Source organism: Bordetella tumbae (assembly GCF_054780995.1).
Window position 1 is genome coordinate 1 of record NZ_BAAGVG010000007.1, and the last position, 21,551, is coordinate 21,551.

General features: G+C 60.3%; 19 protein-coding genes. 11 read left to right on the forward strand and 8 right to left on the reverse strand.

Annotated elements, in window-relative coordinates; all coding sequences use genetic code 11:
* Positions 1-170: 170 nt before the first annotated feature.
* The 5 genes from ACYVI2_RS05475 to ggt all read right to left on the reverse strand — a co-directional run bounded on the left by ACYVI2_RS05475 (position 171) and on the right by ggt (position 7,358).
* Positions 171-2,165, reverse strand: a complete 1,995-nt coding sequence (locus ACYVI2_RS05475) for a dipeptide ABC transporter ATP-binding protein (RefSeq protein ID WP_415820290.1) — start codon at positions 2,163-2,165, stop codon at positions 171-173.
* Positions 2,166-2,206: 41 nt separating this feature from the next.
* Complete coding sequence (locus ACYVI2_RS05480) at positions 2,207-3,085, reverse strand: ABC transporter permease (protein ID WP_415820200.1); 879 nt, start codon at positions 3,083-3,085, stop codon at positions 2,207-2,209.
* On the reverse strand, positions 3,082-4,026 hold the full coding sequence (locus ACYVI2_RS05485) for an ABC transporter permease (protein WP_415806259.1): 945 nt from the start codon (positions 4,024-4,026) through the stop codon (positions 3,082-3,084). The genes ACYVI2_RS05480 and ACYVI2_RS05485 overlap by 4 nt, the downstream gene beginning before the upstream one ends.
* A gap of 103 nt (positions 4,027-4,129) precedes the next feature.
* Entirely contained in the window at positions 4,130-5,644 is a 1,515-nt protein-coding gene (locus ACYVI2_RS05490; protein ID WP_415820201.1) for an ABC transporter substrate-binding protein, read from the reverse strand.
* Positions 5,645-5,729: 85 nt separating this feature from the next.
* Entirely contained in the window at positions 5,730-7,358 is a 1,629-nt protein-coding gene (gene ggt, locus ACYVI2_RS05495; protein ID WP_415820202.1) for a gamma-glutamyltransferase, read from the reverse strand.
* Between the two features lie 160 nt (positions 7,359-7,518).
* Here ggt and ACYVI2_RS05500 point away from each other — a divergent pair, with 160 nt between their 5' ends.
* Both ACYVI2_RS05500 and ACYVI2_RS05505 read left to right on the forward strand, forming a co-directional pair.
* Positions 7,519-8,421, forward strand: coding sequence for a LysR substrate-binding domain-containing protein (locus ACYVI2_RS05500; RefSeq protein WP_415820203.1), 903 nt, complete (start codon positions 7,519-7,521; stop codon positions 8,419-8,421).
* A gap of 85 nt (positions 8,422-8,506) precedes the next feature.
* Positions 8,507-8,950: a type II secretion system protein N gene (locus tag ACYVI2_RS05505; protein WP_415820204.1), complete on the forward strand. Its 444-nt coding sequence runs from the start codon at positions 8,507-8,509 to the stop codon at positions 8,948-8,950.
* Positions 8,951-9,019: 69 nt separating this feature from the next.
* On the opposite strand, the gene ACYVI2_RS05510 is transcribed toward ACYVI2_RS05505, so the two are convergent.
* Positions 9,020-9,709, reverse strand: a complete 690-nt coding sequence (locus tag ACYVI2_RS05510; protein WP_415820205.1) for a DUF3313 domain-containing protein — start codon at positions 9,707-9,709, stop codon at positions 9,020-9,022.
* Positions 9,710-10,001: 292 nt separating this feature from the next.
* Here ACYVI2_RS05510 and gspG point away from each other — a divergent pair, with 292 nt between their 5' ends.
* The 9 genes from gspG to ACYVI2_RS05555 all read left to right on the forward strand — a co-directional run bounded on the left by gspG (position 10,002) and on the right by ACYVI2_RS05555 (position 17,304).
* On the forward strand, positions 10,002-10,430 hold the full coding sequence (gene gspG, locus ACYVI2_RS05515; protein WP_415820206.1) for a type II secretion system major pseudopilin GspG: 429 nt from the start codon (positions 10,002-10,004) through the stop codon (positions 10,428-10,430).
* On the forward strand, positions 10,402-10,893 hold the full coding sequence (gspH, locus tag ACYVI2_RS05520; RefSeq protein WP_415820207.1) for a type II secretion system minor pseudopilin GspH: 492 nt from the start codon (positions 10,402-10,404) through the stop codon (positions 10,891-10,893). The genes gspG and gspH overlap by 29 nt, the downstream gene beginning before the upstream one ends.
* Positions 10,880-11,374, forward strand: a complete 495-nt coding sequence (gene gspI, locus ACYVI2_RS05525; protein WP_415820208.1) for a type II secretion system minor pseudopilin GspI — start codon at positions 10,880-10,882, stop codon at positions 11,372-11,374. Before gspH ends, gspI begins: the two co-directional genes overlap by 14 nt.
* A 65-nt stretch (positions 11,375-11,439) precedes the next feature.
* Positions 11,440-12,081 (forward strand): prepilin-type N-terminal cleavage/methylation domain-containing protein, encoded by a 642-nt coding sequence (locus tag ACYVI2_RS05530; protein WP_415820209.1) that lies wholly within the window; start codon positions 11,440-11,442, stop codon positions 12,079-12,081.
* Positions 12,082-12,167: 86 nt separating this feature from the next.
* Positions 12,168-13,076: a type II secretion system minor pseudopilin GspK gene (gene gspK / locus ACYVI2_RS05535; protein WP_415820210.1), complete on the forward strand. Its 909-nt coding sequence runs from the start codon at positions 12,168-12,170 to the stop codon at positions 13,074-13,076.
* The gene (gspL, locus tag ACYVI2_RS05540; RefSeq protein WP_460490273.1) at positions 13,055-14,239 is read left to right on the forward strand and encodes a type II secretion system protein GspL; all 1,185 of its coding nucleotides are present in this window, start codon (positions 13,055-13,057) and stop codon (positions 14,237-14,239) included. The genes gspK and gspL overlap by 22 nt, the downstream gene beginning before the upstream one ends.
* Entirely contained in the window at positions 14,236-14,883 is a 648-nt protein-coding gene (gene gspM, locus ACYVI2_RS05545) for a type II secretion system protein GspM (RefSeq protein ID WP_415820211.1), read from the forward strand. Before gspL ends, gspM begins: the two co-directional genes overlap by 4 nt.
* A gap of 153 nt (positions 14,884-15,036) precedes the next feature.
* A complete protein-coding gene (gene gspN / locus ACYVI2_RS05550; protein WP_415820212.1) occupies positions 15,037-15,786 on the forward strand; it encodes a type II secretion system protein N in 750 nt (249 codons plus the stop codon).
* 363 nt (positions 15,787-16,149) lie between these two features.
* Complete coding sequence (locus ACYVI2_RS05555; protein ID WP_415820213.1) at positions 16,150-17,304, forward strand: glycosyltransferase; 1,155 nt, start codon at positions 16,150-16,152, stop codon at positions 17,302-17,304.
* 81 nt (positions 17,305-17,385) lie between these two features.
* Here ACYVI2_RS05555 and gspE read toward each other — a convergent pair whose 3' ends face one another.
* Both gspE and gspD read right to left on the reverse strand, forming a co-directional pair.
* Positions 17,386-18,816, reverse strand: a complete 1,431-nt coding sequence (gene gspE / locus ACYVI2_RS05560; RefSeq protein ID WP_415820214.1) for a type II secretion system ATPase GspE — start codon at positions 18,814-18,816, stop codon at positions 17,386-17,388.
* Positions 18,813-21,413, reverse strand: coding sequence for a type II secretion system secretin GspD (gene gspD, locus ACYVI2_RS05565; protein ID WP_415820215.1), 2,601 nt, complete (start codon positions 21,411-21,413; stop codon positions 18,813-18,815). The genes gspE and gspD overlap by 4 nt, the downstream gene beginning before the upstream one ends.
* Positions 21,414-21,551 lie beyond the last annotated feature (138 nt).

The following is a 21,551-nucleotide window of genomic DNA, read 5'->3' on the forward strand; positions in this document are numbered from 1 at the left end:
GGCTAGGGTCAATGACCCTATCTACGTGTCCACTTACATTAGACCAGGACAGGTCATGGGCCGAGTCGCCGCGATAGGCCCGGTGAGGCTTTCAGGCCCCCGGCACGGACGTCTTCATAGAGAGAGCCTATGCACTTAGATGACCGACAACTCAACTGGCAACAAAACACCTAGCCCGCATACACCCCCACAGCATGACGAGCGACAAAATGCCCCTCGCCCACTGGCACCAGCGGCGCCACTACTGGGTCATCCCCCACCCGACGCACCGGACTGGGAATCTCATCAACAAGCAATGAACGCTCGCGATGGCGACGTTGCGGATCTGCGATAGGCACCGCATCCATCAGCTTGCGCGTATACGGGTGCTGCGGATTCTCAAAGATGGCCCGGCGTGGCCCGATCTCGACGATTTGACCGAGATACATCACCGCCACACGATGACTGATACGCTCGACCACCGCCATATCGTGCGAGATGAACAGCAGCGAAATCCCCAGCTCGCGTTGCAGATCGAGCAAGAGATTGACGATCTGAGCCTGAATCGAAACATCCAGCGCCGACACCGATTCATCCGCCACGATCACTTTGGGATTCAACGCCAACGCGCGGGCAATGCAGATACGTTGACGCTGGCCACCAGAAAACTCGTGCGGATAACGGTCGATCATCTCGGGTATCAACCCGCATTTGTCCATCAGCCAGCGCACGCGTTCTTGCGCCGCCTTGCCTTTGGCCACGTTATGAATCAGCAAAGGCTCCATGATCGAATAGCCCACTGTCATGCGCGGATCCAGCGAGGCAAACGGATCTTGGAAAATGAACTGAATGTGGCGGCGCAAGGTCTGCATGGCCGCGCCGCGCAGGCTGCCAATATCCTGGCCATCGAATTCGATACTGCCGCCCTGGCTTTTTACCAATTGCAGCAGCGAGCGGCCTGTGGTGGTCTTGCCGCAGCCGGACTCGCCCACCAAGGCCAAGGTCTCGCCTGGATAGAGATCAAAACTGACGCGTTCTACCGCGTGCACCCGTTTCTGCACACGCCCGAAAATTCCGCCGGTAATGTCGAAACGAGTGACCAAGTCCTTTACGCGCAATACCGGGCCGTTGTCGCGGCGTACTGTGCTCTGCTGGCTCTCTGCCGGAGACGGCGTCGCAGGGGCATCCACGGCGTTCCCGGGGTTCGCCGCACGATCACCATCGCTCACGGAAACGGTATCTACCACCGATGTACCCTCATCTGCGGCCGTCGCACCCGTGATAGATTGTGCGTTAACGTCAGCGCCGCCAGTACGCCCAGCATCTGCCACCTGTAATAACGGAAATGGCTCCGGCTCGTTTGTGCCCTTCATCGCGCCCAAGCGCGGCACGGCAGACAGCAAGGCGCGCGTATAGGCATGGCGCGGCACGGCGAAGATGTCATCCGAGCCGCCCTCTTCGACTTTATCCCCGCGATACATGACCAACACACGATCGGCGACCTCGGCCACCACGCCCATGTCGTGCGTGATGAAAATCACGCCCATGTCCATTTCCTCCTGCAACTGACGGATCAGTTGCAGGATCTGGGCCTGAATGGTCACATCCAACGCCGTGGTCGGCTCGTCGGCGATCAATAACTGCGGCTTGCATGACAGCGCCATCGCGATCATGACACGTTGCCGCATCCCACCAGATAACTGATGAGGATAGCGATCGAGAATGGCTCGCGCCTCGGGAATGCGGACACGCTCCAGCATACGCAATGTCTCGGCACGAGCGCCCGCGCTGTCCAGACCCTGGTGCAGTTGCAGTGCCTCGGCAATCTGCGAACCCGCTGTGAAACTGGGATTCAGCGAGGTCATGGGCTCCTGGAAAATCATCGCGACATCGGCGCCGCGCACGCGCTCCAGCACCGTATCGCTCGCACGCGTCAAATCCAACACGCTGCCATCACGGCGACGCAAAGCCATCTCGCCATTGACGATGCGACCACCACCGTACTCCACCAAGCGCATCAACGCCAGAGACGTCACGGATTTTCCCGATCCCGACTCGCCCACGATAGCGAGCGTTTCGCCACGGTCCACATGAAATGAAACGTCGCGCACGGCCTCGACAACACGATCCGGCGTTTTGAATTGCACGGTCAAACCATCGACCTGCACAACTCGCTTGGCATCCATAGGTTGTGCCGCGCTCTTGGCATCTTTGTTTTTCGTCATCGTTATTTCTCCTGCCGTGGGTCGAGCGCATCACGCAGGCCATCGCCCAGCAGGTTGAATCCCAATACCACCAGAAAAATCGCCGTGCCCGGGAAAATCGACATCCAAGGCGCCTGCACCATGAAGTTCTTGCCCGTGTTTAGCATCGATCCCCATGATGGATTGGGTGGCTGCAGGCCTAACCCCAGGAACGACAGGCTGGCCTCGGCAATGATGGCCGTGGCAATGGTAATGGTCGCCTGCACGATCAAGGGCGGCATGATGTTGGGCAGAATGTGGCGCGCGATGATGCGCGTATCCGACGCCCCCAGTGCACGCGAGCTTTGCACGTAGTCTTCGCTCTTGACGGCCAATACCTGGCCGCGCGCCAATCGCACGAATTTCGGTGCCGCTGACACCCCGATGGCGATCATGGCGTTGGTCAGGCTCGGCTCTAGAAACGCAGCCAGCGCAATGGCCAGAATCAAAAACGGAATCGCCAGCAAGGCCTCGGTGCAACGCGACACGATGCTGTCGACCCAGCCGCCAAAATAGCCCGACACCAGTCCGAGCGGCACACCGATGATCACGGCGATGGCCACAGACACGACACCGGCCATCAACGACGCCTGCGCGCCATACAACATGCGGCTATAGATGTCCCGGCCCAGCTCATCGGACCCCAACCAAAACGCCGCGGAAGGCGCCTTGCGGATCGTCATGAAGCTGGTTTGAAAAGGATCGTGCGTCGCGAGCAAGGGAGCAAAGATCGCCAGCAAGACCATCGCCAGGACGATCGCCGCCCCGAGCAAGGCCACACGATTGCGTTTGAATTTACCCCAGGCGCGGTTGCGGCGGCGGGGCGGCGTGACGGCAGCAGCCGTAGCAGTATTTGCGCTCATGCGTGCCTCAGGCGTGGATTAACCAGGATATACAGAATGTCGGCCAGCAGGTTCATGATGATGAACCCTACGGCAACGCACAGGACCACGCCCTGCACCACCGCATAGTCGCGCGTGAATACCGCATCGACGATCAGCTTGCCGAAACCGGGGATCGTAAACACCTGCTCCGTCAGCACAGCGCCAGCCATCAACTCGCCAAACAACAGCGTGACCAGTGTCACGATGGGCATCAAGGCATTACGCAAGGCATGGCGCAGCACCACGCGACGCGCCGATACGCCTTTGGCGCGTGCGGTGCGCACGTAGTCTGCGTTCAGCGCCTCTAGCATGGCCGAACGGGTATGGCGCATCAAATAGGCGGCAATCGCTGTCGATAACACCAATGCCGGCATCAGCATGGTCTTCATTGACAACCAAAAATCCTCGAACGGTGAAACGTACCCCGATGCGGGCAGCAGACGCCATTTCACCGACACCAGCATGATCAGCAAAATGCCGAGCCAGAAGTTCGGAATCGACATGCCTGACAGCGCCGCGACGTTGGCGCCCATCTCGGTGACAGTGCCTTTGCGTACGGCCGCGATGATGCCCATGGGCACGCCGACCAAGATGGCAAAGAACATCGCCATCGTCGCCAATTGCAACGTGACAGGCAATTTCTGGGCAATCAATTGCGTCACGGGCACGTCCGTGCGCAATGAGCTTCCTAAATCGCCCTGCAGCACATTGCTCACCCATGCCCAATATTGCACGGGCCATGAGGCATCCAATTGATATTTTTGACGCAGAAACTCCAGAACGGCAGGATCGCGCTCCTCGCCCGCCATGGTCAGCACGGCATCGCCGGGCAGCAGTTTCTGCAGCAGGAACACGATCACCGACACCAGTATCAATGTCGGTATCGCCACCAGCACGCGACGCAGAATGATTTTGAACATAAAGAAACCTGAAAAACTCGGGATTGCGAACGGTCAACGCCAAATGCACGGGCCGTGCGTGACGGCACGGCCCGTGCATCCGGCGATGCAAGACTCCACGCGCTTATTGCGCGAACGTCACGCCCTTCAGGCGTATCATGCCGTCCGGATAGGGCTTGAAGCCTTGCACCTTCTTAGCCAACACAAACGGCCAAGGTTGGTAGTAAATGTAGACCGATTGGGTTTCGTTTTGCAGAATGCTCTGTGCCTGATCGTAAATCGCTTTGCGCTTGGCTTCGTCGGGCACGGTGCGCGCCTCGTTCAGCAGTTTGTCGATCTCGGGATTGCAATAGCGGCCGTCGTTCAACGCGCCTTTGCATGTCACGAACTGATGGATGTTGCCATCGGGATCGACACGGCCTGACCAGCCACGCATCAACAATTCGAAATTACCGCTTTGCGCTTCGCTCAACAAGGCCGCGTATTCGGTCGGACGCAGGCTCAGTTGGAAACCGGCTTCGGCGGCCATGGCCTGCACCATTTCGGCGATCGCCGAGGTGGTGGTGTTGTTGCCGAAAGCTAGCTCTGCCTTGACTTGTTCCTTGCCTGCTTCTTTCAGCAGGGCACGGGCCTTGGCCACATCGCGGGCGGGGATCGGGAATTTGTCGCTGTGATAGGGACTGGCCGGCGGGAATGGCTGATTGGCAGGATCAAAGATACCGCCCCCCACGACCTCGTTGATCACATTGCGATCCAGAGACAATTCGAATGCGCGGCGCACACGGGCGTCTTTGAACGGATTGGTCTCGGCGCGCTTGCCGTTGGCCAGGTTGAAGTAGAACTGCTGATAGCCCAGACCCGAAACGTTGGCGAATTGCAGTGAGGCATCGCTCTTGACCTGTTGGGCGTCCGAGGGGTTCATGCGCTCCAGGATATCCAGGCCGCCGGCGCGCAGGTTGGACAGACGCACGGTGGAATCCGGGATCGGCAAGAACGTCACGCGCTTGAAAGCGTAGTCCTTGGCGTTGTAATACTGGTCGAACTTGTCCAGTACGATGCGGTCGTTCTGCACACGCTGCACAAATTTGTACGGTCCCGAGCAGACCGGGTTGCGGCCCACGGCGGCCGTGTCATCGGTAAAGGTCTTGGGCGACAGCATCATGCCCGCACGGTCCGACAATGAGGCCAAGAGTGTCGCGTCGGGCTTTTTCAATTTCAGCACCAACGTCTGTGCGTCCGGCGCATCGACCTCTGCCACGGAGGCCAGCTCGCTCTTGCGCATGCTGTCTTGCAAGGCCAGCGCGCGTTCGATATTGGCCTTGGCAGCGGCCGCATCGAATTTGGTGCCGTCGTGAAACACGGCATCCGAGCGCAGCTTGAATGTCAGCTGGGTATTGTCGTCGTTCCAAGACCAAGACTCGGCCAACTGCGGCACAAACTGCAGTTTTTCATCGACGTCCACCAGTTTGTCGCACAGAGACGTAAAAACGATACGGCCCACATAGGTGCGCGCGCGGTGCGGATCCAGCACGTCGGGGTCTTCCTGCAAACCGATGCGCATTTCCTGCGCGACCGCGGCGCCAGAGGCCATGGCCAACAGGGTTGCGCACAATCCAAGCTTGAAGGTCTTAGGCTTCATCGTTCTTTCCCTTGTATTCGTGTTGTAGATGCCAAACCGGAGCCTGTCACGGGGCTCCGGTTTGAATGTACTGCTGGTATTGGCCTTAGAAGCCGACTGCCTGACCGTCACGGCGGGTATCGCTGGCGGCGACGTAGCCGAGCTCATTGTCGCTCTCGTGCATGCGCCAGATGAACTGGCCCGCGCCAAAGTCCATATAGGGATCATCCACCGATTTCAACGCATGACCCAGTGCCTGCAGACCCTCGACGGTTGCGCGATTCATGCTGGACTCGATATCCAGCGTGAAATCGCGGTTGACCTTCCAGCGCGGTGCGTCGCACGCGGCCTGCGGTTGCTGATGGTAGTCCAGCATGCGCACCACGGTCTGCAGATGGCCTTGCGGCTGCATATCGCCACCCATCACGCCAAAGCTCATCACGGGCTTGCCGCCGCGCGTCAGGAATCCAGGAATGATCGTGTGGAAAGGCCGTTTTCCGCCCTCGACCACGTTGGGCGATTTCGGATCCATCGAGAAACCGACACCGCGGTTCTGCAGGCTGATCCCGGTACCCGGCACGACCACACCCGAGCCAAAGCCCATGTAGTTCGATTGGATGAACGAGATCATCATGCCGCTTTCGTCGGCAGCCGTCAGATAAATCGTACCGCCGGCATGCGGGCGACCGGCTTCGAATTGCGTGGCGCGATCCAGGCGGATCAATTTGGCGCGGCTTTGCAGGTACGCATCAGACAGCATCTGCTCGGGCGTGACGTCCATGCTGCGCGGATCGGACACATAGCGGTACAGATCCGAGAACGCCAGCTTCATGGCCTCGATCTGCACGTGCTGCGATTCGACTGAGTCCACTTTCATATTGGCCAGGTCGAAATGCTCGCAAATGCCCAGTGCCATCAAGGCAGCAATCCCCTGCCCGTTCGGCGGGATTTCGTGCAGTTCATAGCCGCGGTACGACTTGGAAATCGGTTTGACCCAGTCCGGCTTGTAGTTGCGCAGATCGTCCAGCGTCATCGCACCGCCGCACTCCTTGGCGAACGCAGCGATTTTCTCGGCGATTTCGCCTTCGTAGTAGTCGCGGCCACCGCTGGCAGCAATACGGCGCAGGGTGTAGGCCGCGTCAGGAATACGGAAATGCTCGCCCGGCTTCGGCGCACGGCCGTTGGGCAGGAAAACCTGGGCGTAGCCCGGCTGATCCCGCAACTCGTCGGCGGCGGCTGCCCACTTGTGCGCCACAACCGGCGGCACGGCATAACCGCGCTCGGCGATCTCGATGGCGGGTTCAAACAAATCGGCAAACGGCAGCTTGCCGAATTTTTCATGCAATGCCGCCCAACCGGCCACCACGCCCGGCACGGTCACCGCGTCCCAGCCGCGCTTGGGCTGGATGGCCAGGCCCTTGGCATCCGTGCCGTATTTGGCCTTGAAATACTCGACGTTCCAGGCGGCAGGCGCCACACCGGAGGAATTCAGGCCGTGCAATTCCTTGCCATCCCACAGGATCGCAAAGCAGTCGCTGCCCAGACCGCAGGACACCGGCTCGACCAGCGTAATCGTGGCTGCCGCCGCAATCGCCGCGTCGATCGCATTGCCGCCCTTTAGCAGCATGCGTAATCCCGCCTGGGCGGCCAACGGATGCGACGTCGACACCACGTTCCGCGCGAACTGCGGAATGCGGTAGGAGGGATACGGATTATTCCAATCAAAGGTTTTCATGGCGCGGAGACTCGAAAAAGAAACCTGGAAGAGTGATACACAAACCGGACTGCACGGCTGACAATGCGCCAGCGCAACGCGCCGACCCAAACAATTGAAGTTACTCTTGTGATTTAATTAAATCAATTTGAATAATTATTTTCTCGTAAAAAATATTTTTATGAGTAGTATCCGCTTCCTGCGCAGCTTTCTGGCCGTCGCCCACCATGGCTCGTTTTCCGAGGCCGCCGAGCAGGTCGCCCTGACACAGGCGGCCATCAGCTTTCAGATGCGTGCCATCGAGGCCGAACTGGGGCGGGAATTGTTTGACCGCACGGGCCGGCTGGCCATTTTGAACGCAGCCGGGCGCGAACTGCTGCCGGATATCAAGCAGCTGGTCGACATGTACGATCGCCTGAAGCTGCCCCGTTCATCCCCCGGCAAACTGGCCGGCGCCGTCTCGATCGGCGCGATCGTGTCATGCATGGGAACGCTGTCCAAGGTGGTGTCCCAGCTCAAGCGCCAGCATCCCGCCCTGGACGTCCGCGTGTTGTCAGGCAAGGCCAGCGAGCTCGCCAGCAAGGTCGAGGCAGGCGAACTGGATGCGGCCTTTGTCGTCGAGAGCAACCGCAAGGTCGCCAGCCTGCACTGGACCCCGCTTTACGAAGAACCCCTGGTCATCGTTGCACCAGCGTCCGTCCAGGAACAAACGGCACACGCCGTGTTGGCGGCCAACCCCTTTTTGCGCTTTGATCGCACCCAACGCACTGGACGGCAGATTGATCGCCTGTTGCGGCGCCTGGGCGTCGCCTCTGATGAGTTTCTGGAATTGAACGCGATCGAGACGCTGGTCGAACTGGTGCGGCAGGAGGTGGGCGTGACCCTGCTGCCGCTATTGAACGGATCGAACTGGCAAAACAGCCCGGACCTGCGCATCGTGCCGCTGCCGGATGAACTGGGGCACCCTACCCGCAGCATCGGCATGGTGGAACGGCGCGATCACGTCCGCCAGCACATCACCCACGAAATCTGCACGCAAAGCCTGGAGATATTCCAGATGAAGGCGCATGCCCAGGCAGGTTGATCGTGGCTGTGCGCGTGACACACATACTGCTGTCATAAATTTGCGTTAGGGTCCACGTTTTCGTCCTAGCGATATCATTTGCTTCATGCGCCTGCGCCCGACTTTTACGCTGCCCTCTGCCCCGCGCACTGTACGCGTTCTGGCCATTGCCGCCGCCGCGGCGGGTGTGGGACTATGGAGCGCAATATTGCTGGCGCCTGCGCCCTCCGATTTGCCCCCCGCCCTCAATACCAGCAGCGCCCCGGTATCGGACACACGCGCGGTTGCGATGCTGTTTGGCACCGATGGGGTATTGGACACGCAGATTACTGTGCTGGGCTTGATTGCGGCGGGATCCCACGGGTCCGCCGTATTGAGCGTGGATGGCGCGCCGGCCCGCGCCTATCGTATCGGTACAGAGATCGCACCGGGATTGTCGCTCATCGAGGTCTCGACCAACGGCGTCGAATTGGACCGCAATGGGACACGCTTGCGCGTCGCGGCGCCCAAGCTGTCTGCGGTCCCGGCGGGAATTGTGGCCGTCCCCTAGATCAGCCCCTTCTCCCGCCCAGCGCGCATCCGGATACTGCAGCAACCCTCATCGTCGCTGCGCTGCAGGTTATTTTCCTTTGACGTATTTTCGGACTTCTCCGGCAGCGCCGTTGGCCCATTCATTGATCAGCGGCTGCAGATCGGCCACCTGGACCCCGCCCTTGCCCTGGCTGGCGCTCGTAATCCGCTCGCCTGTACCCCCGCGCACGGCGGCATACAACATCTCGCCCGACATACTGTCTGTGACGTGCGTCTCGATCGCAATAGTCGCATCACGCGGCAGTCCGCCATCCAGGGCGGCTTTGGCGCCGGTCAACACCAGGCCGATAGGAATGTATTGGTAAGCCTTCAGCGATTGTTGCTCTGCCCCGACGGTGGTGATCGCAATACGCACATGCGCGACTCCTGGCCCCGCACGGTCTACCAGACGGACCTGCTGGCCGATCTTGCTACGCAGCGTCTGGTCGATCATATTGCGGATCTGGGTCAAGGTCTCCATCGACACATCTTCGGTGGCCTTCGGCTCCGGGTAATACTTAATGGTGTCAAGCCATACCGCCTTGTAGCGCGCCGGGGTAAATGCAGGGTTGACATAGACCTGCCGGGTACCGCCATCGGGGGTGGTTTCCTGGTGCAGGCGACTGTAATCCGGCAAGAAGCCCGATTCCTTAGGCGCGGACCGCGTCGCACAGCCAGAGACCAAGAAAGCGGCCAATATCCCCACACCGATTGCACGCACTGGATTATTGATTTTCATTGATTTTCCTTTGCGGAAAGTAGACCCAGAGAAGTAGCGCTGTAAGCCTTTGTCCCGCTTCATACCACAACGTAACAAAAGCTACGCAGCACTATAGCGCGCTCCAAACGCTTTGTGTCAACGTCCATTTGCAGAACACGTATCCGCCCGCGCTGGCGGCATTCCCTGGACGCGCAAAGGCGACTCGCCCAGCGGAGGCCCATTGTTTTCGCCCTGGAAGTATTACTGTCATATTTCTGACGCATCATTGCCGCCTTCATATGGTTTTTCATTGAGTGAGCGGAGAAAGTTCGTGCATCAGTTTCAGCGCCAGCGCAGCCGGCAGCAAGGTTTCACCCTGATCGAGATCATGGTGGTCGTTGTGATCATGGGCATTCTGGCTGCGCTCGTCGTCCCCCGCGTGCTGGACCGCCCCGACCAGGCGCGACGCGTCGCGGCCAAACAAGACATCAATGGTCTGATGCAGGCCTTGAAACTCTATCGCCTGGACAACGGCCGCTATCCCTCTACCGCTCAAGGGCTGCAGGCCCTGGTGCAGCGCCCGGAGGGCGCGCGCAATTGGCGGCCCTATCTGGACCGCATGCCCAACGACCCCTGGGGCCATCCCTATCAATACCTGAACCCCGGCGTTAAAGGCGAAATCGATGTGTTCTCGTTTGGCCCCGACAACAAGCCAGGCGGAGAGCAAGACGATGCGGACATCGGCTCGTGGGAACTCTGAGGGCGGCTTTACCCTGATCGAAATGCTGGTCGTGGTGGTGATCATCGCCATCGCGGCCTCGATGGTCAGCTTGTCGGTAGCCTCCTCGTCCGATCGAACGCTGCGCGCCGATGCGGAACGTCTGGTTGATGCCTTTTCCGTCGCGCAAAGCGAAGCCCGCAGCGATGGCCGCACAATTCGCTGGTCTGCAGACGAGCAAGGCTGGTCGTTCGAGCGGCAGGGTCGATCGGAACGTCTGTCGGCGCAGGACGATGGTCCGCTCAAGCCCGACCGTTTCGATGATGATCAGAGTCTGCGTCCCCAGACATGGCGCTCGCCCCCGGTGGCACTGCAGATTTCCCCCAATCGGCCCGTCGTTTTCGGCACCGAGTGGATTGCCGATCCCATTGTGCTGGAGCTCTCCATCAAAGGCGACTCCGTACGTATCGAACGAGACGCGGCAGGCGGATATGCGATTAATTAAACCTGGTTCGGACGACCTTGTTCGGCCTCATGCCCGCCGTCCCTCGAGCCAATCACCTCGGCCATTTCTATGTGGCGGCCGGCGCTCCGGTGGCCGGCAGTCCGGCGCCTCCAGACGTACCGAGCAAGGGTTCACCCTGATCGAAGTCCTGGTGGCATTGGCCATTATCGCCGTGGCCATGGGCGCCGCGCTGCGGGCCACGCAAGTCATGCTCGATAACAGCCGCGCTATCCGCGGCAAGACGCTGGCGCTGTTGGCCGCCGAAAACACGCTGGCGCAATTGCGGCTGGAGCGCACGTTTCCACGCGCCGGTACGCAGACGCGCCCCTGCCCCCAAGGCAATGTCGCGCTGCGCTGCGAAATCGAAATCCGCAACTCAATGAACCGCAATTTCCGCCAAGTGACCGTCCGGGTGAATGACGCCGACCGCAATGGCGTGACGCTGACGCAGTTGAGCGGCCTCTTGTCGCAGGTTAGATAATGCGGACCTGTTTCAGCCAGCTGGCGAGATCGAATGGCGAACGAGGCGCGCGTCGCATCGCACCCATGCGTCCTCGCACCGCGCAGCAAGGCTTCACGCTCATCGAAGTCCTGATCGCCATTGCCTTGATGGCGCTTGTCAGCCTGCTGTCCTGGAAAGGCTTGGAACAAGTATCGAACGCACGCGATTGGCTGGGCGAAGAATCCGCAGACCAAGCCATCGTCTTGCGTACGCTGGGGCAAATCGAACGCGATTTGAATCGCGCCTATGCAGGTGCACCTGCGGGCACGACATCCAGCACGTCCGACAGTTCCGACGGCACGGGCACAACCACCCCAAGCGGCAGCATCACACTGCTGCCCCCGGGCATTGATATCACGCAGTCCTCTGGTGCCGTGCTGCTGAATCTGATCCGCGCCACACCGGAAAATGGCCAGTGGCAACGCGTCATGTGGCGCCTGCGGCCTGATGGATTATGGCGCTATAGCGGCGCGCCCGGCTCGAGCTATCCATTGCCTGAACCTGACCAGGGCGTTCTGATCATGCCCGATGTCAGCCGGCTGGATGTGCGCGCGTGGTTGACCGGACAAGGCTGGATCAATCCGCTGCAACCTGCCACGGCCCGTGCCGCAGGCCTGGAAATCGCCATCGAGCGTCCACGCGGCAATCAGAAAGAACGCTATACCCGAATTGTGGTGCTGTCATGAGAACGGCCCGCATCGGTCCACGCTGTGCATCAGCGGTATTGGCAAGGTCCCGGGCGACATCCCGCCACGCCCGCGCACAGCGAGGCATGGCTGTCGTCAGCGCCCTGATAGTCGTCGCCATTGTGGCTGCGCTGACCAGCGGCCTGTTTCTGCGTCAGACCTCGGCCATACGCCAGATCGAAAACGAACAGGCCCGCATTCAGGCGCGATGGCTGCTATTGGGCGGCATTGATTGGTCGCGTCTGATCCTGCGCGATAACGCCCGGGCCGAATCCACCGTCAGGCGGGACCAACTATGGGCAACCCCCGTCCAGGACACACGCATCGATGGCGAACAGACGGGCGAGGATGCGGTCTTTGCCGGCAACATCCAAGACGAGCAAGGTAAATACAACCTGTACAACCTGGCCAAGCAAGGCATCGTGGATGAAGCACAGATCGAGGTCCTGGCGCGCCTGCTCGACATGCTGGGCCTGCCCAACACCCTGGCACGCCAGATGGCCACGCAAATTGCGCTGACGCAAAGCCGAAAAGTCTCGGCAGAACAAGCACCGGCCGACGAAACCAGCAGCGGCGCGCGCGCGCCGCAATCACGCGGCATTGACGATATGGCCGCGCTATTGCGAATCGATGACAAAGCGCTGCAGACGCTGCGCCGCACCCTCACCGTATTGCCCGAGGCCACTGAGGTCAACGTGAACACTGCCGAGCCCGAGGTCATTGCGGCAATCGTGACCGGCCTGACGCTCGCGCAGGCCCGCAGCATCACCGGAGAACGTGACCGCGGCGCCTGGTTCAACAACAGCGCGGACTTCACTAATCGTTTGAGCAGCTATAGCGATGCCTTGGAAATTCCTTCCGTGACCACCGGCAGCAATTGGTTCATCGCCAATGGCACCGTGGCCTATCTGCGCTCCCGCGTCAGCATGCAGGCGCTGTTGAATATGTCGGCAGACAGCACACCGAAAACCGTATGGATAAGAGAAACACCGTAACCACGCCGTCACGCCCGCCGGTAAAGAACACGCTGCGCATCGCCCTGCCCCCGCTGGCTGAATGGACGGACAGCACGCCTTTGGCTTATGCCTGGCTCGACCGGCAAGGCCGGGTTGCACGTGGCGGCGGTTTGCCCGCGACGGAACTTGCTGCGGCGTTTACCCAGGCACGTACTCAGGTAGTCCTGCATCCGGATGACGTCATCGTCGCCACCATCAACGTCCCCGCTGTCCCCGCCAATCGTTATGCCGCCGCGGTGCACGGCATCCTGGAAGGCCTGGTATTGGGCGATATGGAGGGATTGGCGGTAGGCCACAGCAAGCGTGCTGAGGACGGCATGGCCCTCGCCGCCTGGACGCCACGCGAAGCACTGCGTAGCGCGTGGCAGCGCTTGTCCGCCGCCGGCCTATCCGTGCAGGCATTTTATCCCTTGCAAGTCTGGTCAGACAGTCCATGCGCCGATCAGGCGGAGCCTCTGCACAACATCCAGGATCCCCGTTGGCAAGCGCCTAACCCTGGATGGTCTCTGGCCGTCCCGCAGCTGGCGCCGCGCCAACCCTCGCGCTGGCGCGGCGCCGCGGCATGGATCGCAGGCGCGGCGCTGATCTGGATCGTCGGCTTGAACATTTACGCCGCTCAACTGGAGCACGAGACGCAGCAACTGCGGCAACACATGGAGCGCGACGTGCGCGACGCATTCCCCGACATCCCTGTTGTGCTCGACCCCGTTCGTCAAGCACAACAGGGCCGCGATGCCCTGCGTACAGGACAGGGAGACACCTCGGGCAAAGACCTGTTGTCGCTGGCCCGCATTGCCGCCCAGGTCTTGCCATTTGCCGCGGATGCGGTGGACCTGCTCGCCTACCAGAATGACGCACTGACCTTGACGTTGGACGACGGGTCGCAAGACAGCAGTCAGAGCGAGTCTGGATCGCCACCCGCGAACGAACTCGGCAATGCTCCGCCACCCGGCATCAAAGCAGCCGCGCGGGAATCCGGACGCCCGGCTTCGGCCTCGAATTCCCGGCCCGGCGACGTAAAAACCACTGCGGCAGACCGCGTGGCCGACACCGCTGCCATTTTGCAGCGCGCCTCTGCCTTGGGCGCGCGCGTCGAGCGCGACGACAAAGGCGCCTGGCGTATCACCCGAGCCGAACAATGAGTGTTTCCGATTCCCTCCGTAATTCCCTGGCCCCCTGGGTCCGTCGCGGTTCGACCTGGTATGGCCGAGCCGAATCCTGGTACCGCCAACGGCCGCGTCGAGAGCAACGTTTATTGGCCATAGCCGGTGGCGTGATAGGCGTTGCGCTGATTTTTCTGGTCCTGATCGAGCCGGCATGGACGACCATGACACGTGCCCAACAGCAACTGCCAGAGCTGCGCACACAAGCCGCCACCGTATCCGACCTGACGGCTCAAGTCCGTGCCCTGAGACGCCAAGGCAACCACGGCGCTAGCGAAGGCGCGCCTTCGATCGAGGAGCTCGGCACCAGCCTCAAACGCGAAGGGTTAAACGAGGAGAGCTGGTCCTTGTCCGAGGCACCTGCCGCTTCGGTGTTGAGCAGCAGCAATGGCCAGACCTCGCAAACCTACAGCAGCCAGGATCTGGCCACTCGCCAGGCCATCACACTGACGCTGAACGAAGCGTCCTCATCCGCCTTGTTCCGGTGGTTGGATACCTCCGCCCGCGATTGGCGCCTGTCCGTGGCCAAAGCCGAGCTCAGGCGTGCCCTGCACGTCACGGGCCGCCGCCTGCCAGGCCGCCTGAGCGGCACATTGATATTGCTGCCGGCCTCGCCATCGTGAGGCCTTCGGCCCCTGATCACCTCACCACGATGCGTCGAGCTGCATGCTTGACGTCATCGCTGTTGACTCTCGCAAACGTGTGCGAACCGCGCACGTGATTTGAACCCGCCTCCGTTGCCAGACCACGGACATTCCACGCCCAAGCCTTTCCTGATGCGCCTGTCACTTCCTTCATTCATCTCGGTGCCGCTGACCATCCTGGCGCTCTGCAGCGCCATCGTTGCCGCGCTATTCGTCCTGCCCGCACGCTGGCTGATGCTGGCCCTGCCTGACAACGCCATGGCTGCCATTGCTGACGCCAGCGGCACCGTCTGGCGCGGCAGCGCGCAAATCGCGCTCGGGCCCGATGGCGCACGATATCTGCTGCCCCAACCCGCGAACTGGCAATGGAATAACGGTGCGCTTGAGATTTCCCATCCCTGGCTGCGAGGCCCCGTCCGCGTCCAGCCCAGCTGGTCGGGCATGAAGGTGTCCGCTCAGAACCTACGCGCACCCGCCAGCGTCCTGACCGCGTTTGGCGCACCGCTGAACACGATTGCCCCCGCGGGCCAGATCAGTCTCGAATGGCAGAGCTTTATCATGGGTCACGTGCCGCAAAGCGGCAATCTCGCTACCGGTCGCTGGACACAAGCTGGGTCCGCGCTATCTCACGTACGCCCCCTGGGCGACTATCGCCTGCAAATCAATGCCAAAGACGGCAATGCCCAATTCACGCTAAGCACGGACTCTGGCGCTCTGCTCATCAACGGCCAAGGCCAGTGGCAAAAAGGCCGTATACGCCTGCAAGGCACAGCAGAGCCCGCCGACAGTGCTACCGACGCCCAACGCGCAGCGCTGACTGGTCTGCTCAGCGCGCTAGGCCCCGTTACCAAAGGCCAAAGCCGGTTTGGCACGCCGCGCTAGATCGCAGGCCGCTCAGGTGAACAGGAATCGCCTTGTTTACTTTTGATAACGATTCACCCCATTACCCGGTGATAAGAAGCACTTTTTCTGTCTAAAAAAAACGTGTGTTAGGACCTGTAAAACTCCGCATATGCCGCAACGCACAATGCTAGCCTGAGGTTTCTCGAATACGGTCAAGGAAAGCCCAATATCGTCCGGCGGGATGGCATCTCTGTCCGAACAATAAGTCACTGCTCGAATACGAGCATTCATACGTGACGATATGGCAAGCAGCTTGCCAACAGACGTCTTTATCGACGCAACCGTCGTCTCTACGATGCAGCTTCAAGATACCTCGCCGCCGGCGGCGTTTTGGCAATTTCCATGAATATCCTGTACACGAATTTCCACGCAGCGGCGACCATCGGTGGCCATTCGATCTATATCCTGTCGCTGCTGCGCGCCCTGGCCTCACACCACAATCTCGTCGTGGCTGTTCCTGATGGATGTGGCCTGGCGCGCATGGCGAGCGATATATCCAATGTGCGAGTCGTCGCACAAGAATATCCCAGCCGTTTTTTCAAGCGCCTGCGGGCCGCCTCTCAACTGCGACGCATTATTCGGGAACAGCAGATCGACGTTATTCACGTCAACGGCTCGGCTGATCATCGCACGGTGGTGCACGCTTGCGCGGGCCTGGGCCGCAAACGGCCTCGCATCGTTTTTACCAAACATAACGATCTGCCCATCTCGACGATCGGTGCCGCGCTGCGTGCCCGCCTCGGCACCGACCATGTGATCGGAGTGTGCCGCTACATCGAGCCCATGCTGCGCCAATCACCTTACACTCGCCTGCCTATCAGCATCATTGCCAATGGCGTATGTGGGCAGCGCTTCCAGCCCTACTCTACGAACCAGGCGCAGGCGGCCAGGCAGGCCTTGCTAGGGTCGCGCGCGGCCGATTGCCGGCTGCTGGTAGGCAGCAATGCCGGCACCAATGACTACAAAGGCTGGATGGATATGGTGCAAGGTCTCGCCGTGCTGGGAGAACAGGCCAAAGGCGTATACGTGGCACTGGCTGGCGCCTATCCAAACGCTGAGCAAATGCAGGCCTTGGACGCTACAGGATTGGCGGATCGCGTCATTTTCACTGGACCGTTGGATGATGTCAGGCCTTTCCTGGCGGCGCTGGATCTCGGCTTTGTCTTGTCGTACCGTGTCGAGACCATTTCGTTTGCGTGCCGCGAGATGATGGCGATGGGCTTGCCCGTCATCGTGTCCGATCAAGCTGGCCTGCCGGAAAACATTACGTCCGGCAGCGATGGTTGGATTGTTCCTCGCCGCGATCCACAGGCCGTGGCTGCAGTGATGAGAGACGTATTGCAAGGCCCTATCGACCTTAAAGCCATGGGCCACGCTGCACGGCGCAAAAGCATTGAGGAATTCAGTGTCGAAGCATTTTCCCGGCAGACCGAACAGGTTTATCTGAGCCTGGCGCGTGTGCGCGAGACGCCCAAACTTCAACCTCGCCTGAGCTGACAGCCCTGCCTCGGCGCCTGCCAGGAAAATCGGCACGCTGCATACGCATCAGTCGCAACGCGCACGCGTCATGACTCCCGGCTACGACTCGCGCGTCACGCGCAAGATTTCCTCAGGCGAGGTGGCGCCCGCATCCACCCAACGCTGCCCATCATCGCGCAGCGTCCGCATCCCATTGCATAAAGCCTGCTTGCGTATGGCCTGCTCATCACGCCCTTCGTGAATCAAATGGCGTACGTCGTCGTCCACGGTAAAGAGTTCGTGGATCCCCGACCGCCCACTGTACCCGGTGTGATTGCACGCCTCGCAACCGACCGGCCGATACACGACCTTTCCATCAGGTAGCGTTTCCGGTGCGCGGCACTCCGGGCACAGCTTGCGCACCAAACGCTGAGCCAGCACCCCTAGCAACGACGATGCCAGCAAGAACGGCTCGACACCCATATCGACCAGACGCGTCACCGCCGAGGTCGCATCGTTCGTATGCAGCGTCGCCAGCACCAAGTGCCCCGTCAATGACGCCTGCACTGCAATCTGCGCCGTTTCCAGATCCCGGATTTCACCGATCATGATCACATCCGGGTCTTGGCGCAAAATCGCACGCAGCGCCAGTGCAAATGTCATATCGATCTTGGCGTTGACTTGCGTCTGACTTATGCCGGGCAAGTCATATTCGATGGGATCCTCCACCGTCAGAATATTGCTCGTCGACGCATCCAAACGCGCCAGGGCCGCATACAAGGTCGTCGTTTTACCGCTACCCGTAGGCCCTGTCACCAACACAATACCGTGCGGCTGGCGGATCAGTTGATCCAACTGCGCCAGCACCGATGGGCTCATCCCCAGTTTTTCCAACTGCAGACGCCCGGCCTCTTTATCCAGCAGACGCAGCACCGCACGTTCGCCGTGACCAGTTGGCAAGGTCGATACCCGTACATCAATCGGGCGCCCGCCTACGCGCAACGCAATACGGCCATCCTGCGGCAAACGCTTTTCCGCGATATCGAGATGCGCCATGATCTTGATGCGCGAGATCAGCGCCGAATGCAGCGCCTTGCGCGGACTGACGACATCGCGCAAAACGCCATCTACGCGATAGCGCACCACCGAATGGGTCTCATAAGGCTCGATGTGCATATCGCTTGCACCATCGCGGGCCGCCTGCGCGAACAAGGCATTAATCATACGGATGACGGGCGCATCGTCCTGGGTTTCCAGCAGATCGGCGACCTCCGGAATATCCTGCATCAGACGATCCAGATCGATCTCGTTTTCAGCCACCCCCATCACAGAGGCGGCATCGGCCGTATCGCTGTAAGCCGCATTCAGCAACGTTTCCAGAGCATCGTCTGACACCTCGGTCACGGGCACGTCACCGTGACAACGCAGGATCTCGCGTATGGCCCACGATGGGGTACGCGCGCTCGTTGTCAATTTCGACGCTCCTGGACGCAATAGCAGCACCGCGCGTTGCGCGCGGGCCCAACTGTAAGGCAAGGGATATGCGTTCACAGATGCGTCACCAGCTCGGGCCGGAAACCCAGCTCCTTTAGCAGCGCAACAGCGGTATCGACCGTCGTCGCGTCGCGCGCCAATTCCGTGCGTACCACGTATCCCTGTCCGCCAGGGCCGACCTGGCTATAGGCATTCAAACCGCTCGTGCGTACACGCTGCACGATACGATTCGCTTCAGCCTCGTCCTGGACAGAGGCGAATTGCAGAACGGTGGTTTTCGACTCTTTTTCTGCATACAACGCCGAAGGATCCGTCGCAATACTGACGCCCAGCGGCAGACTCGCCCGAATAGGCAAGCTCGGATCCGAGCCGCCAAACGGCTGCGGCAGCTGACGCACCGCAAACGTCTGCACGGTTGTCGGCGGCTCACGGCGCATCGTAGTAGCCAACGCCTCTGGCCGCATGTCGTAATCGGCACCACCCACTGCCTGCACATTCGCCGGCGGCAGCAACGGCGCCTGCATATCGGGCAAAAGCCAATGTTTGCCGGGCTGCGCCTGACTTTGCAAACGGCGCATATAGTCATAGCGGTTGACCGTGACATTGGCACTGTCGCGCTTGTCACGCACCACATAGGGCCGCAAGAACACCATCAGATTCTTCTTCGTCCGCGAACGCGAGTCATAGCGGAACAATGCACCCAAGATGGGAATCTCGCTCAAGCCCGGCACGGCGCTGGTCGTCGTCGTGACGCTATCCTCCAGCAAGCCCCCCAGCACAATGATCTGGCCATCGTCGACAAGCACGCTGGTATCGATGGCACGCTTGTTCGTGACGATACCCGTGGTCTCGCTGGAGCTCGCTTGGTCAATGCTGCTGACCTCTTGATAAATGTCCAGCTTCACCGTGCCGCCTTCGGAAATCTGCGGACGGATATTGAGTTTCAGGCCGACATCTTCGCGCTCGATCGTTTGAAACGGATTGCTGCTGCCGTCGCTGCCAGAGGTCACGTATTGTCCCGTCACGAACGGCACAGTCTGCCCGACCAGAATGCTGGCAGACTCGTTGTCCAAGGTCAGCAGATTTGGCGTGGAGAGGATGTTGGCTTTACCCGTATCGTTCAACGCCCGCGCCAATACGCCCAGATTGATGAGTTCATTGCCCAACACATCCACAGTGCCCTTGACCACCCCCAGCGTGAGACCGCCTGCCAACTGGTCGATCGTAGTCGCGCCCGAGGACGATGTGCCGATACCGCTGCCGCCGAGATTGGTACCGCCGACAAAGCCGCTGCCGTCACTCAGATTGCCGCTGCCCGTCATCCACTGGATACCGAACTCTGCTGCCGCTTCGTCGTTGACTTCGACAATCAAGCTTTCCACCAACACCTGCGCGCGACGCTGATCCAGCTGATCGATCACTTCGCGCAGGCTGCGATACAGCGGCTCGGGCGCCGAAATAATGAGGGTATTGGTTGACGGGTCTGCCTGAATCGTAGCGCCTCCGCCAGAATATGATACGGCCTGAGATGAGCTCGTATCGCGTTCAATCTGATCCATGCTCAGCGAGTTGCCCGACGAGCTGCTGGAGCCGCTGCTTGTCGAAGTGCGGCTGGCCGTATTGCGCGATGAGCTATTGCGATTGCTATTGGCGCTCGTGTTGCTGCCCGCCGCCGCAGTCGTTTGCCCGGTCATCGCATTAGCGGCATTCGCCGCATTCAAAGACTGACTGTTAAGCAACCCGCCCAGGACTTCAGCCAGACGCGCTGCTTGCGCGTTGCGCAGATACACCACATGCAGATTGCCGGGCCGGGACTGCTCGGAATCCAGCTTATTGATCAAATCGCGTGCCAATTTAGTACGCGCCGGACTGCCAGAGCGAATCAACACGCTATTCGTACGCGGATCTGCCACCATGGATATACGCTGCGTCTGATCGCTGTTCTGCGCGTCCAGCAACTGTGTCGCCAGCGATGCCAGATCGCTCGCCACGCCATATCGCACGGCCACGACGTCGGTATCGATCGCACTGGGTACATCCACCCGCGCGATCACCTGGGCGATGCGGTCCAGATTGTCCGCGTAATCCGTCACGACCAGCGTATTGTTGCCGGGATAAGCATTGATGGGGTTGTTGGGCGGCACCAAGGGACGCAGCACCGGCAATAGATTCGCAGCGTTCTCGTACTTCAACGAAAACACGCGTGTCACGATCTCACTGCGTTGCGCCCCGCGCGCAAACTCCGCCACGGACACGGGCGCAAGCGAACCCGTGCGACGCAGTGCATCGGTGACGACCGGGCTGCCCTGCAGTTTGGCATCGGACTCCGGCACCACACGCGTCACGCCGTCGACCTCCACGATGGCATAGCCCTGCATACGCAAGGAACCCGCCAACATATTCAGCGCGGTCGTACGATCAACGGGACGGTCCGACACCAGCGTCAACTTGCCCTTGACGCGCGGATCCACCAGATAGTTGCGCTGCGTGAACAACGACAAGGCACGCAATACGGCAGGGATATCCGTATCGACAAAATTCAAACTCACCTTGTCACTGGTGGCCTGCGCCTGAGCGTAGACGACCGGCAAAGGCATCGCGAGTTGAGCGATGGCAAGCAGACAGGCCAGAGTAGTTTTTCGAACGCGACGCATGAACTCTCGGTGACTAAAAACGTAAAAGACAACGATCAGCAGCAACAAACATGCAACAAATCAACGGGTGAAACCCACCTGAAAACAATGAACGAACCACCTGTCCACTGCTATCCGACCGCGAGACAAAACGCCCGA

Excerpts from the sequence above, each read along its gene's own strand:
- ACYVI2_RS05555 (WP_415820213.1), top strand. The coding sequence starts at position 16,150 with ATGAATATCCTGTACACGAATTTCCACGCAGCGGCGACCATCGGTGGC.
- ACYVI2_RS05475 (WP_415820290.1), bottom strand. The coding sequence starts at position 2,165 with ATGGATGCCAAGCGAGTTGTGCAGGTCGATGGTTTGACCGTGCAATTC.
- ACYVI2_RS05505 (WP_415820204.1), top strand. The coding sequence starts at position 8,507 with ATGCGCCTGCGCCCGACTTTTACGCTGCCCTCTGCCCCGCGCACTGTA.
- ggt (WP_415820202.1), bottom strand. The coding sequence starts at position 7,358 with ATGAAAACCTTTGATTGGAATAATCCGTATCCCTCCTACCGCATTCCG.
- ACYVI2_RS05490 (WP_415820201.1), bottom strand. The coding sequence starts at position 5,644 with ATGAAGCCTAAGACCTTCAAGCTTGGATTGTGCGCAACCCTGTTGGCC.
- ACYVI2_RS05500 (WP_415820203.1), top strand. The coding sequence starts at position 7,519 with ATGAGTAGTATCCGCTTCCTGCGCAGCTTTCTGGCCGTCGCCCACCAT.
- gspL (WP_460490273.1), top strand. The coding sequence starts at position 13,055 with ATGGATAAGAGAAACACCGTAACCACGCCGTCACGCCCGCCGGTAAAG.
- ACYVI2_RS05510 (WP_415820205.1), bottom strand. The coding sequence starts at position 9,709 with ATGAAAATCAATAATCCAGTGCGTGCAATCGGTGTGGGGATATTGGCC.
- gspK (WP_415820210.1), top strand. The coding sequence starts at position 12,168 with ATGGCTGTCGTCAGCGCCCTGATAGTCGTCGCCATTGTGGCTGCGCTG.
- gspN (WP_415820212.1), top strand. The coding sequence starts at position 15,037 with ATGCGCCTGTCACTTCCTTCATTCATCTCGGTGCCGCTGACCATCCTG.
- ACYVI2_RS05530 (WP_415820209.1), top strand. The coding sequence starts at position 11,440 with ATGCGTCCTCGCACCGCGCAGCAAGGCTTCACGCTCATCGAAGTCCTG.
- ACYVI2_RS05480 (WP_415820200.1), bottom strand. The coding sequence starts at position 3,085 with ATGAGCGCAAATACTGCTACGGCTGCTGCCGTCACGCCGCCCCGCCGC.
- ACYVI2_RS05485 (WP_415806259.1), bottom strand. The coding sequence starts at position 4,026 with ATGTTCAAAATCATTCTGCGTCGCGTGCTGGTGGCGATACCGACATTG.
- gspD (WP_415820215.1), bottom strand. The coding sequence starts at position 21,413 with ATGCGTCGCGTTCGAAAAACTACTCTGGCCTGTCTGCTTGCCATCGCT.
- gspH (WP_415820207.1), top strand. The coding sequence starts at position 10,402 with ATGCGGACATCGGCTCGTGGGAACTCTGAGGGCGGCTTTACCCTGATC.
- gspI (WP_415820208.1), top strand. The coding sequence starts at position 10,880 with ATGCGATTAATTAAACCTGGTTCGGACGACCTTGTTCGGCCTCATGCC.
- gspM (WP_415820211.1), top strand. The coding sequence starts at position 14,236 with ATGAGTGTTTCCGATTCCCTCCGTAATTCCCTGGCCCCCTGGGTCCGT.